A 13,254-nucleotide genomic window follows, 5' to 3' on the forward strand; every position below is an offset into this window, starting at 1 on the left:
TTAGTAATATTATTCATTAATCATTGACCATTAATCATTAATTAATGATATCGAATCCTGTATACTTGCGCAATACCTCAGGGATGAGGATACCCTCTGGGGTTTGGTAGTTTTCCAAGATACCTGCCAAGACACGAGGCAATGCCAAGGAGCTACCATTGAGGGTATGGACAAGCTGTGTTTTGCCTTCGCTATTGCGGAAGCGGAGCTTGAGTCGGTTGGCTTGGAAGGTCTCAAAATTGGAAACAGAGCTTATTTCGAGCCATTTCTCCTGAGCGGTAGAGTATACCTCGAAGTCATAAGTAATAGCTGAGGTAAAGCCCAAATCACCCCCACAGAGGCGTAGGATACGATAAGGGAGTTTCAGTTCGTTGAGAATACCCTTGACATGCTCTACCATCTGGGTGAGTGCTTGGTAGGAACGGTCGGGATGTTCTATACGGACAATCTCTACTTTGTCAAACTGGTGCAAGCGGTTTAGCCCTCTTACATGAGCCCCATAGCTACCTGCTTCGCGACGGAAACAAGGCGTATAAGCGGTACAACAGATAGGGAAATCTGCTTCGGAGAGAATCACATCGCGGAAGATATTCGTTACAGGCACCTCGGCAGTAGGAATCAGGTAGAGGTTATCGAGCTGTACATGGTACATCTGTCCTTCCTTGTCAGGGAGCTGTCCGGTACCATAGCCAGAATCCTCATTGACCATATGAGGTACTTGAAACTCTTGGTAACCCGCGGCGGTATTCTTGTCCAAGAAGTAAGAAATCAAGGCTCTTTGCAGTTTTGCTCCCTTACCCTTGTATACAGGGAATCCCGCTCCAGTGAGCTTCACCCCGAGTTCGAAGTCGATAATATCATATTTTTTGGCTAATTCCCAGTGAGGGAGTGCCCCTTCGTAGAGGGCGGGAATCTCTCCTGCTTGGAACACATTGAGGTTGTCCTCTGCTGATTTTCCTTCAGGAACAATCTCGTTGGGGATATTGGGGATACGGTAAAGCACCTGAGTAAGGGAGGTAGCCGTCTCATCAAGTTCTGCATTGAGACGCTTGGTAAGCTCCTTATACTGAGCAGTTTGTTCTTTGGCAGCTTCGGCTTCTTCCTTTTTCCCTTCCTTCATCAGCGCGCCTATTTCCTTGGAGAGCTTATTGCTCTTGGAGAGCGCCTCGTCAAGCTCTGTCTGGAGCGCACGGCGTTTTTCATCCAAAGCAATAGCTTGCTCTACAAGCTCTAATTCACCAAAATTTCTTTTCTTAAGTCCTGTGAGAACCTTCTCTTTATTCTCTCTTATGTAACTGATTTGCAACATAGTATGTCATTGATTTTAAGTTAGTTATATCTTACAAAACACTTTAGACCCTTTGGGGATTTTTCTATTTTCCTCTCAGGAGGTCACCCCCCTCACAAGGTGTCAGTATATGAAGTACAAAGATACTACTATTTTTTTATTTTTCCGAATATTATTTTAAAAATATTAGAGAAGTGGGGGATTAGAGAGGAAAAAGTGAAAAATGTAGCTAGTGGAGACAAAAATTGCGTCTCTACGTTATGGTAGAGACGCAATAAATTGCGTCTGTATTTATTGCATCTGTGTTTATCGGATTACTTAAGTACTCTACTGGTTTTGGCATAAGCTTTCTGCCAATAGTTCTCAGAGAGGCTGGAGACGGTAATGCCTTGGGAAGTGGAAGCGTGTATGAACTTGACCTCGTCGCCAGTACCTACGACAATACCTACATGGCTGATGCGGTTGCGCTTGCGAGTAGTCTTAAAAAAAAGCAAATCGCCGACCTGAGCTTGGCTTAGGGGAATATCCACACCTTGGGTAGACATCTCAGTAGAAGAGCGGCTCAGGGGAACATTGATGGAGCTAAAGGCGGTGCTTACAAAGCCCGAACAATCCATTCCCTCGCGGGTAGTGCCTGACCACTTATAGGGGGTTCCTATATACGAATAAGCGGCATCGATAAGGGCTACTACCCTCTCTTCAGCACCCATAGCCTCTAAGTCGGGCTTTACCAAGAGTTCTCCTCGGCGGCTGATCGGCATGGACTCGTCTATCACTGCATTCTCATAGCGGGAGATATTTCCGAAGTCTGTCGCTGCTATGAGCATATCATTCTTTCCCTCTAGGTAGGTAGGATTGTCCACCAAAGGTTTCGAAGGACGGTTCTGCGCTTGCACTTCTTGGTGATACGCTGTGCCTGCAAAAAAAAGTAGAATAGGTAGTATTTTTTTCATAGATCCATATTTTGAAAAGCACCTGCAAAGTTACGGAATTAATTGATTACTTGTACCTTTCTTTTCTTATTTTTTTCTTATTGTTGAAAAAAAGATAAGTTTTCAATTTTCAAATTGTTAAAAACAATCCAGTTACGTATATTATTCACAATTTTTCATTATTTTTGCACCTAAAAACAGATGATTCGCCTTCTAAGTACCAAGCTCCTTTTGCCCCAAGAAGTAGAGGCTTTTGCTGCCTTAGGCTTTCAGGTGGAGTCTCTTCCGCTTATCAGAGTACAGCTATCAGAGACTATAGAGGCTTTTCCTCAAGCAGATTTTGCTATCTTCACCAGTGGGAATGCATTGGAGGCACTGCAGAAACATCCGGCAGCTAAAGCGCTTGCTCCGCATAGGGCTTTCTGTGTAGGAGCCAAGACCCGAGAGCGCCTCGAGAGTGCAGGCTGGGAGGTGATAGCTTCTTTTGGCTATGCTCAGCAGCTGGCCAACTACTTAGTGGAACAGTACGCCAGCTATTCCTTTGTCTTCTTCTGTGGGGAGAGCCGTATGGAGACCCTGCCTAAAGTACTTGCTAAGAGGGGAATCCCTTGCCATGAATGCCTTACTTACACTACAGAGCTGACACCTAAGAAGTTATCCAAGCACTACGATGGGCTGCTCTTTTTCAGTCCCTCGGCAGTGAGGAGCTTTCTTGCGGCAAATAGCTTTGCTGAGGAAAAAATTTTCTGTATAGGAAGTACGACACAAAGTGCCCTCCCTGAAGGTGTTAGCAGCTATATCGCGCAGTCGCCTACCTTGGAGGGAATGATGGAGCGATGCCGAGAGATATTCAACAATAGACAAACGTAATTTATGATAAAAAATGACCTTTTCCTAAGGATTCTCCAAGGAGAGAAAACCGAGCGTCCTGCCGTGTGGATGATGCGCCAAGCGGGGCGTTACCTACCTGAATTCAGAGCCTTACGCACCAAATATGACTTCTTCACCCGCTGCCGTACCCCTGAGCTGGTTGCCGAGATTACCACTCAACCGGTAGATATCGTAGGGGTGGATGCGGCTATCCTCTTCAGTGATATTCTGGTGGTACCCCAAGCGATGGGGATACATATCGAGATGAAAGAACAAGTAGGTCCCTACCTACCGCACCCCATCCGTACCAAAGCGGATATAGAGCGCGTGCAGATACCCGAGGTATCCGAGGCATTAGGCTATGTGATGGAGGGAATCCGCCTTACCAAGGAGCGCTTGGCAGGGGAAGTACCCTTGATAGGCTTTGCAGGAGCACCATGGACTATTTTTTGCTATGCAGTAGAAGGAAAAGGGTCTAAGAACTTTGATACAGCTAAGTCATTCGCATTCTCCTACCCAGAGTGGACAGCTGAGTTCCTACAGAAAATCACTGATACGACCATCGCTTACCTAAGAGAAAAGGTAAAAGCTGGAGTGGATGCCCTACAACTCTTCGATAGCTGGGGAGGGGTGCTCTCTGCAGAAGACTATCAGAAGTACTCCTGGCCCTATACCCGCCAGATCGTGGAGGCGCTCTCTGAGGAAGTCCCCGTGATTGTCTTTGCCAAAGGCTGTTGGTATGCCCTAGAAGAGATGAGCCAGAGCAAGGCAGCAGCTCTTGGGGTAGACTGGACCTGCTCGCCCGAGATGGCACGCAAGCTCACCGGTGGCAAGAAAGTCCTACAAGGCAACTTAGACCCTGCATGGCTCTTGGCACCTATCACCCAAATTAAGGAGAAAACCCAACAGATGATTCGCGCCTTTGGCAAAGAACACTATATAGCCAACTTAGGACATGGTATCCTCCCAGAAGTACCCGTGGAGCATGCCCGTGCTTTTGTAGAGGCTGTCAAGAGTTTTAAGGAGTCATAAGCTCGATAGCCTTGGCCACTCCGGTGGAGGCTTTCTGTGCAATGACCGTAAGATCCCCCTTGCTGTGTAGTGAGGGGTTTGGGTCTATGTAGAAGATAGGGGTACCCTCCTTGACATAGTCTATAAGGCTTGCCGCAGGATACACCTGTAGAGAAGTCCCTATAATCATCAGTATATCTGCTGAATAGACTTGGGCTATAGCTTTCTCCAACATAGGCACTTCCTCGCCAAACCATACGATATGGGGGCGCAATTGTGCTCCAGTAGGACTTTTGTCTCCTACATGAATATCCCCTGTACATGGATAGGTAACATTGGGGTTATCCACCCCGCGACTTTTGAGCAATTCGCCATGGAGGTGAATGATATTATGACTTCCTGCACGCTCGTGTAGGTCGTCCACATTCTGAGTGATAATCACTACTTCATAGCGTTTTTCCAGATGTGCCAAAAGGCGATGTGCCTCATTGGGTTCCACCTGAGAGAGCTGGCGGCGGCGCTGGTTGTAGAAGTCCAGCACTAAGGCAGGATCTGCGGCAAAGCCTTCGGGAGTAGCTACCTGATTGACATCGTGCCCCTCCCAAAGACCTCCCGAATCACGAAAAGTACTAATACCACTTTCGGCAGAAATACCCGCTCCGGTAAGTACAACTAATTTTTGCATTTGTTTATTTGATTGTTTTTCTAAAATAGCCACACTCGCGAATCACCTCTTTGTAATACTGGGTGTGTCTGTACTTGTTTCTCAGTTCCTGAAAGCCCTTCCAATCCTTGACAAGGACATCATCAGCCCATGCCCCACCATAATTATCAGGCTTGCTAAAATACGCCTCTATATAGAACTCATTGCGCTCTATTTTGGCAAGTAGGTAAGCCATTTTAGCCCTTTGTTCATCGGTAGTGGCATGCTTTTGAGCCAAGAGGTAATACTTTTTAGCATTTCCCATACCAAGGAGTACTTCTTGATTCTCTGGGTCGATGCCTAAACCATATTCGCCTATAATTCTATTATGATAAAAAGCGCGAATACTTCCAAAATAAGAAGCATTATAGAAAGCATTCCCTATCAGAAGGGCATTGTTATATACATCCTCTCCTTTGGTGATTTTCCCCTGCATTTCTTTTACTTTTTCTAAGAAAGAGAGCTTAGAGTATTTCACCTTTTGTGGCATGGCATGTTGGCAATCATTACAGTCCTTGATAAATCCATTGAAAGGATTGGCGGGCAATATATAGTCACTGAGCTTTATTTTTTTCTTTTCCATCCTTCGTGTCACTTCATTATATACGTTTTCCTCTTGGAAAGGTACCTTCTTGAGTTCGGCTATTGCTTTAGAGATATTATCCTCATAGAAAGCATAGATAGCCCTACTCTCATAGATATCACCCAAGGTATAGGTATAATACTCTGCCCAGAACTTTTCCCAAGGTGTTTTGTTATTTTTGAGCAAGAATTGTTCCATGTCCAGTGAGTGTTGTGTATTTTTGTAAAAGCCCTGTTCTGGCGAGGTAAGCTCCCTCATAAGTGTATTATTAGTGTCTTTGTACAAGCGTGAGAGATAGGCTCTTACAAAAGAGAAAGCATAGTTATAGCGCATATCCTCATTCTTTTTATGAGTCCAGAGCCATTGGATATCCTTCAGGAGCTTGTCCTCCGCTTCTTTGGAGATTTGTTCAAGGCTACTTACCTCATTGAGAGTCTCCAAGAGGCGTACTTGGTCTTGCATAGCGGTGTTTTTGGCCTCTGCTTTTGCTTTTTTCAAAAAGGAAGCAGCACCTTGGAAATCGTTGCGAAACATAGAGAGGTAGCCCGCAGCAATATGCCAGAGGTAAGGGTTGGCAAGTGTTTCTTTTTGTGCTGTTTGCAACACCCATTGGGTATCGAAATCCTTGGTCACCACCCTATGAGTATAAGAGCGGTATCCCTTATAGGAAGCCATAATCACCCACTTGTCATCATAAGTATTGGTTTTAATCTCTATTCTATTGATATAGCGAGTAAGAAGGAAATCCACATACGGTGAGCGAGGCTCTAAGGCAAGAATATGCTCAATAGCCTCTTTCTCATTGCGATAATAGCCTTGCATAGCCCAAAGCGCGGCAGCCTGAGAGGGTGGCAACTCTTGAGCAATGGTACCAACTTCATTATCCGTGAGAGGATGATATTCATAAGTAACCGTTTGCCTTAGTGCTGGCACCTCATGGAAGAGAGTAGCTAAAAGCGCATTGGCTTTGCGATAATTCTTCTGAGCGATATAAGCCCCTGCTACATAGTGCAGCGCACGGTAGTAGAGCGCATTCTTAGGTTGGTCGCGGTGTGTCTGCTCGAAATAGGCAATCACCGCACTTCGGTCATAGGAGTAGAAGCGTAGGCGCAGGGCTTGGAACCACATACGATTGGCAAAGAAAGCATCCTTATCCTTCTGAGCCGAAGCATAGAGGTTGTCTGCCTTTTGTATCTGTAGCTGTTGTACCTTTTCCACCTTACGATTTTCATAATTCCAAGGGTCATAAGGCATATTGGTAGCCCCCTCGTTGCCCACAGCTATGCGTAGGAAGTCTACGAAGTTTTGCGTTTTTTTGGGATATTCCTTCTGCTCGATACGGTGAAGTGCTTTTTGTGCGTCCTGAAGCTTGGTCTTAGGATTGAAGAAGAGAGAGAGCCAGCTCTCGGCATTAGGCTGTTTTGCCTGAGCCAAATAAGTACGCCACTCTTTGGCATCAGCGGTGAGTTGTTCACTTTTCTTTTCATCTATATCTATATAACCTCCATAGAAAAAAGAGTCTTCGCTGAGGAATAAGGCTTTATAAGAGGTATTGCCCACGGCTATCTCGGGAGAGAAAACCGAGTTGTAATAATCCCCCAAGCCTTCTCCTGCACAGGCATAGAGATAGGCCCCGTAGCCTATACCCGCGAGCACGGATAGTTTAACGCAAGTCTTCAAAAAGTTTTTTTCATAAGTAGTAATGTTTTTATTCAAATCGTACAAAATAATCTCTTTGGGGGGTTGTTTCATATATTTGATCAAGTCAGCCTTCATCTCTCTGAGGTTTTCAGGGGTGATTTCTTCTACCTTGACCACATCCCCCTTTTGCCAGAGCCTACCGAGGTAGTTGGTTTGGTGGGTTACCAGATAGGAGGAAGTCTCCCCCATGCGCTCCACCCCCTTGAGGGTATCCATCTGGGCAGAGGTAAGTCCTCCGATGAGCGCATTGACATCGCCCGCTATGGAGTGTACGCCCCAGCTAAAGAGCGGCAAGGCAAGATCCAAAGGCAAAGGATAGCTCCTGAGCGAAGGCAAATAACGCTTGGCCACCTCTCGGTCATAGATAGAATTGCTCCCCGTAGCGGTAATCTTGCCCATATTATAGTACATGAGTACTCCTCTCTCCACAGGAGGGACGCCCGTAGTATCCTGATACTTCACCTGATGCAGGCGAATGGTTGCCGAGAGGTGATATGGGTATAGCCCCCTGAAGTGCTCCAAGAAAGCGAAATAACGCTCCTTGCTTGAGAGTGACCAATCACAATCGAACTGTACCTCCGCTACGGTGAGATGATAACTATTATTAATCTGTTCTATATACTTACCCACCTTGGCGGCGAGTGCCTTAGAATCCGTTTGTTTGTCCAGGAACACCTCATTCTTGAGGTATATCACCGGGACAACTTGCTTGCCCACCAGTGCCAGACTATCCATCTCGATAGGAGCAATAGGGACTGCTTCCCCACCCCTGAGGCCTACATCGCAGTAGCGTACATAGAGCTTTGTAATCCTTTGCTCGGTGAGAAAGCCCTCCTGCTCAGGAGTCAGGGAGAGAGAGGTGCGCCAATAATATACCGCAAGGCTTGCCACAGGAGTAGCTCTTTGGCAGGCCAAAGATACAAAAACTAAAAAAAATAGTAAAAGTTTTTTCATCACAAATGTTCTTCCATCATTTCTGGTAAGTCTTCATCAGTATGCCAAGTTATAATCAAACATATTTAGCCTATAGATAAGATAACTAATTTAATTTGCTTATTTTAAAGGGCGAATTGCTTCCTATAAGAGGGCGAATTGCAATTCTGAAAGGACGAATCACAATTCAGAAAGGACGAATCGCTTCCTATAAGAGGGCGAATTGCAATTCGCCCCTACAGTTCACGAACCATTTCTGATTGACTATAAAGCATTGGCTTCTAAAAAACTATGGAGCAAAGATAGTGAATAAAATGAGAAAATCACAACTTTTTATAAAAATCACTACCTTTAACTCCCTCTACAAATTGTTTTATCCCATAATACCAAAAGCGTACTTTCTCTCCTTTGAAAACTATTTCTATATCGCCATTATCAGTTGTAATGGCTGAGTGCAAGGCTTTATCTACTTCTCCCTTGAAAGCGACACGCGCTTTCTTGCCTTCAGGAATATAGGCAATGAGTAGTTCATTACTCTCTTTCTGATAGTAAAAGGATACTAATAGAGGGAATGAGTAGGCAATAATCTTATTTGTTTTGTCTGTTGTCCCTTGGTAAATACTTATCAGGTCAAAGAATATGCGTTCGTTGTCTTTTTTTACAGTGGTGGCGCTTGTTTGCTCGTAAGGTGCCTCATATAAGGCTTTTAGAAAATATTTTTCTGCCTTGTCATATTCTTTATTCCCATAGTAGATGTCAGCCAATGAGTGTGCTGCTAAGTGTGCTATGTTCTGCAAATTATATAGTAGCATTCTACCTTGAGACTCTTCTATCTTCAAATCAGCCAGATAAGGGAGTATATCCTTTGCAAGCCAAAGACTTCCCTTGTCTAAAGGCTCTTGTTCTTTCAGTTTCTCATAAGCAGCTACAAGTTTGGGGTCATTCTTATAAGAGGGAAAGGTTTCAAAGAGCTTTTCCAAGAGGGTAATTAACTCGTTGATACGTTTTTCATGATAGAGAGAATAGTCGTCTCTTGTAGCACTTAATGCTTCTTTTCTCTTGTCATTAATTTCTATCAAGTCCTTTTCTGAAAGGAGCTTTTTATCAAAGATATACAATTTGAGAATAGCATCTTCGAAATTACCATCATGCTTGTTGTCCACAGCCAAGCCATAGATATAATCTCCTTGGCTTCTAAGGAAAGTGGCATAACGCTTATTTCGGATAAAAATATCGTCGGTATAGATAGTTGTTTTTTCAGTTTTTTGGTTCAAATACTGATACTTGACATGGTCAAAGTAAGTAGACTTTTGTATTTTGCTTCTTTCTCCTTTTTGGAACCACTGAATATACTTCTTTTGGGCTTCTTTGTCCTTGTTGTCTTCTATACTAAAGACATTGGTGTCAAAAGTTGCATAATTAACATCGAACTTCGCTGGATAATATACAAGGCTATTCTTCTGTGGGAGTACATCTATACAGATACCCACCTTGCTTTCCATTAATTCAGCGCGGCTGATAGGCTTAGCGGTTGTATAATTGGAAAAGAAAAGATTAGTAGTAGCCTTTAGCTTAGCATCATCAATTCGTTGGTTGATTATTCTTTGAACATCATCCAGCACAACCTTTCTTTGTCCCCAACAGATTGAGAAACAAAGCAGTACAAAAAGAATGGTAGTTTTTTTCATATTTAATCAATTAGAGATACCATGAAGCAAAAATAGTAAAAAAAATGGACAAAAACCTTTTTACATCTATCAAATAAAAACTTATTGGTTATCAAGGGTTCTTGTTTTTAAAAGGACTTTTCTATGAAATGACCATCAAATAAAAGTTATTGATTATCAATGTTTTATTTTTAAAAAGGGCTTTTCTATCAAATGACCATCAAATAAAAACTAATTGATTATCAGTGGCTTAATTTTTAAAAGGGCTTTTCTATCAAATGACCATCAAATAAAAATTATGCCCAAAAAGGGATATAATATTTAAATTTTCTTGATTTATTTTCAGGGTCATCTTCCTTGATGGCTTTTTCGTCCAAGGCATCTCTGATAATACGAGAGGCAGTAGCGGCATTTTTATCATCTATTTCAAAACGTTCTCTTAGACTTTGGTTAGACATTTTTTCATTTGAGACGTATTTCAAGCAAGCATGTTGATAACAAGCCTGAATTTTTTCCTTTTTATCTAAATCATTGAGTGTTTTATAACTATACATTACAACTTTTGTCCTATTCTCTACAATTGTAACATTAATGGGAGGAAGTTGATAAAGTTCGTTATAGAAAATAACTTTGTCTAATCCACTACCTTTTTCCTCACAAAATCCCATTCTTCGCATCAGGTCGGCCAATTTTTCATTTCTTGACAAGTACGCATCAATAAATCGCTCGGGAGTAACCAAAGGGGTACCTGGATTTGAAATCTCTATCCTATCTTTAAAAATTTCTACCATTGGAAACCCTTTTTCAGAAAAATCTTGATGTATGACGGCATTAGTTACGAGCTCTCTGATAGCTATTTCAGGATACATTCGCTTATCTTCTCGCAATATTTTACCAATTTCTTCATTGGCTGGCAATTGACTATTTATCCATTCTATCAGTGTCTTTAGTTCGACAGCATATCCTTGAGTTTCTATATGTTCTCGTTGGGTTTCTATTTTATTTTTACCTTTATAAACAATGATTCGCAAGGCTTTTCTCTCTAAACCGTCAAAGTCTTTTAGCTGTTTTGCTAGCAAAATAGCACCCAATTTTGTAATAGCATATTGTTTGTTTTTGATTATAAAACCTTCTTCAATAAATTTTTCGATTACCCCTTGTTGGTTGGTGGGGTATGGAATTTTCATCAAATCAAAATAGGTTTGTGTACTTAAGTACTGAATGATTTCAGAAGCCAAAAGGTTATCTTTCGCTATTTCCTTTTCAAAAGGGATTTCTTTATTATTCCATATTTTAGCTTGTTTTTGAGGAAAATCATTTAGTCTCCGAGTAATACTTCCTACACGGATATATGACTGATGTAAAAACTCAATAGGTTGATTTTTAGCAGCAGGAATTATAAAAATAGAGATGTGTACCCCTTTCTGATAGTCAAATTCATAAATGGAAAAATCGATTCTTGGACTGAGACGAGTAAGTAGCCAATGTTCTAAATCTTCGTTTCCTTTCTTGTACGTTTTTGCTTTAAAAGAAGTGCCTTTTATAGTATGTGTCTGGTCTTCTACTCCAAAAACTAAATATCCATAAAGCTGATTATGGATACAAGCCCCATTGGACAAGGCTGAAATGCGCTCGCCGATCTCTTCCACAGAATGGAAATTGAGTTTAAATTCTAACCACTCACTTTCGTGTGGCTGTTGTACCAATTGATTTACCAATTCTATTAAGTGTTCTTTTTCCATCTTTTCATTTTTTCATTTTTACATTCCTTCCATCCTATCAAATAACCATCAAATAAAAAGTTATTGATTATCAATGTTTTAATTTTCAAAAGGGCTTTTCTATCAAATGACCATCAAATAAAAACTCATTGATTATCAATGTTTTAATTTTTAAAAGGGCTTTTCTATCAAATGACCATCAAATAAAAAGTTATTGATTATCAATGTTTTATTTTTAAAAAGGGCTTTTCTATCAAATGACCATCAAATAAAAACTCATTGAATATCAATGATTTAATTTTTAAAAGGTCTGTTCTGTCAAATGACCATCAAATAAAAAATTACATTCTTGGTTTTATAAAAAGAGTAAGGTGGTATCGCTTAACCATTTAGCTGAGTATGCTATAGTATCCTTGACCCTTACCCAATTCATAAGAGAGCACTTGTACAATAGCACAGGGGATCACTCAAGCGTGCACTTGTATTTCCCAATGAAATAATATAACTATTTGCTGTGATTTTAGGATAATGAGTCATAAACAAATTCTGTGATAATAGTCTGCAAAAATACTAATTTTTCTCAGACTTAGCTATAATTATATATAAAAAAATTACCCTCCTTTGGAGGGAGGGCAATTTTATCATATTAACTTCTTAAGTTTGATAATAAGAAAAAAAATTAGTTGTTTTTCTTCAGTAGGTCACGGATCTCAGTCAAAAGTTCTTCTTGAGTAGGTCCTGCTGGAGCTTCAGGAGCTGGTTCTTCTTTCTTTTTGAACTTATTGATTCCTTTAACCAACATAAACAATACGAAAGCTACACACAAGAAATTAATCACGGCAGCTAAAAATTTTCCATACGCTACCCCATTCCATACAAGGTCTTGTAGGTTTTCAGCACCTGTAGCCTTGAAAGCAGGAGTAAGTAGTAGTGGTGTAATCACATCGGCAACTAAGGAAGAGACAATCGCTCCAAAAGCACCCCCGATGATTACCCCGATGGCCAAATCAACTACATTGCCTTTTACAGCAAATTCTTTGAATTCTTTTAAAAATCCCATAACAAAATCTATTATATTTTGGGGGCAAAAATAAATGTTTTATTTGAATTGACAAAGAAAAATTATAAAATATAAAAAATAAGCCCTATTTTTAGGATATTACTTTGCAAATTTTGCCCATTTTGTGAATTTTCGCCCTTGAATAGGGGGCGAAGTGCATATTGTAGATACACATTCCAAGTATTATGCCCGACAGCTATATAGAGTTTTGCATCCATATATCCCTTAAGGTTGGGGTCGGAAAGGCTATAGCTCCCTTCACTACCTGAGAATTTGTAGCGTGAGGCAAAGGTATAGGTAGGCTTCACCCCTGTATATATCCTCCAGAACTTATGGGAATAGGGTGTGGAGGTACGCCAGCGGAACTCAATAGGAAAGCCTATCGAATGCTGTTCGTAGTAAGAATCTTCTACTTTTTTATCGCTGATAGAGATGATCTCATAGGACATCTGCCCCCCGATCTCCTTGGCTTGTATGTTCAGATACAGAAGGTCATAGCTGTAACTGACCCCTGCGGCAAAACCTATATTGCGCTGCTTATTCAGAGGAATGTCTCGCTGATAGCCCCCAAAGAGACTTCGCGAGAAGCTGTGTTGCCTCACCCCTGATGGTCTGGAAACCACCCAATCATAACTGATCCCTATGTGGAATTGGTCTTCTAAGTACTTGTTGTCCAAGGCTAAAGAATCCGATTGTCCGTAGCTAACCATTCCCAAGAACAGGCTTATCCATAGTATATAATTCCTCATGAAAAAAAATTTGAAGCAAAAGTACAAAATCTAACA

At 41.5% G+C, this 13,254-nt stretch carries 10 protein-coding genes; 2 read left to right on the top strand and 8 right to left on the bottom strand.

The genetic code is table 11. The annotated features are described in order from the left end of the window. Window positions 1-37: 37 nt before the first annotated feature. Entirely contained in the window at window positions 38-1,309 is a 1,272-nt protein-coding gene (serS, locus tag CAPGI0001_RS09525; protein WP_002669193.1) for a serine--tRNA ligase, read from the bottom strand. Between the two features lie 293 nt (window positions 1,310-1,602). Beyond that, window positions 1,603-2,241 carry a C40 family peptidase gene (locus tag CAPGI0001_RS09530; protein ID WP_002669209.1) on the bottom strand — a complete coding sequence of 213 codons (639 nt, stop codon included), beginning with the start codon at window positions 2,239-2,241 and terminating at the stop codon, window positions 1,603-1,605. Between the two features lie 180 nt (window positions 2,242-2,421). On the opposite strand from CAPGI0001_RS09530, the gene CAPGI0001_RS09535 reads away from it, so the two are divergent. Next, window positions 2,422-3,090, top strand: a complete 669-nt coding sequence (locus CAPGI0001_RS09535) for a uroporphyrinogen-III synthase (RefSeq protein ID WP_002669183.1) — start codon at window positions 2,422-2,424, stop codon at window positions 3,088-3,090. 3 nt (window positions 3,091-3,093) lie between these two features. Continuing rightward, complete coding sequence (gene hemE / locus CAPGI0001_RS09540; protein ID WP_002669197.1) at window positions 3,094-4,122, top strand: uroporphyrinogen decarboxylase; 1,029 nt, start codon at window positions 3,094-3,096, stop codon at window positions 4,120-4,122. Here hemE and CAPGI0001_RS09545 read toward each other — a convergent pair. The 6 genes from CAPGI0001_RS09545 to CAPGI0001_RS09575 all read right to left on the bottom strand — a co-directional run bounded on the left by CAPGI0001_RS09545 (window position 4,109) and on the right by CAPGI0001_RS09575 (window position 13,218). After that, window positions 4,109-4,786 (bottom strand): SIR2 family NAD-dependent protein deacylase, encoded by a 678-nt coding sequence (locus tag CAPGI0001_RS09545; protein WP_002669232.1) that lies wholly within the window; start codon window positions 4,784-4,786, stop codon window positions 4,109-4,111. The genes hemE and CAPGI0001_RS09545 overlap by 14 nt on opposite strands. A gap of 4 nt (window positions 4,787-4,790) precedes the next feature. Beyond that, entirely contained in the window at window positions 4,791-8,042 is a 3,252-nt protein-coding gene (locus CAPGI0001_RS09550) for a hypothetical protein (RefSeq protein WP_002669278.1), read from the bottom strand. Between the two features lie 302 nt (window positions 8,043-8,344). Continuing rightward, window positions 8,345-9,709 (bottom strand): hypothetical protein, encoded by a 1,365-nt coding sequence (locus tag CAPGI0001_RS09560; protein ID WP_002669286.1) that lies wholly within the window; start codon window positions 9,707-9,709, stop codon window positions 8,345-8,347. 275 nt (window positions 9,710-9,984) lie between these two features. After that, window positions 9,985-11,430, bottom strand: a complete 1,446-nt coding sequence (locus CAPGI0001_RS09565) for an RNA-binding domain-containing protein (RefSeq protein WP_002669293.1) — start codon at window positions 11,428-11,430, stop codon at window positions 9,985-9,987. A 658-nt stretch (window positions 11,431-12,088) separates the two neighbouring features. Then, entirely contained in the window at window positions 12,089-12,469 is a 381-nt protein-coding gene (gene mscL / locus CAPGI0001_RS09570; RefSeq protein WP_002669282.1) for a large conductance mechanosensitive channel protein MscL, read from the bottom strand. 62 nt (window positions 12,470-12,531) lie between these two features. Further along, window positions 12,532-13,218: an outer membrane beta-barrel protein gene (locus tag CAPGI0001_RS09575; RefSeq protein WP_002669303.1), complete on the bottom strand. Its 687-nt coding sequence runs from the start codon at window positions 13,216-13,218 to the stop codon at window positions 12,532-12,534. Window positions 13,219-13,254: the final 36 nt, after the last annotated feature.

It is taken from the genome of Capnocytophaga gingivalis ATCC 33624 (genome assembly GCF_000174755.1).
Lineage (GTDB): Bacteria > Bacteroidota > Bacteroidia > Flavobacteriales > Flavobacteriaceae > Capnocytophaga > Capnocytophaga gingivalis.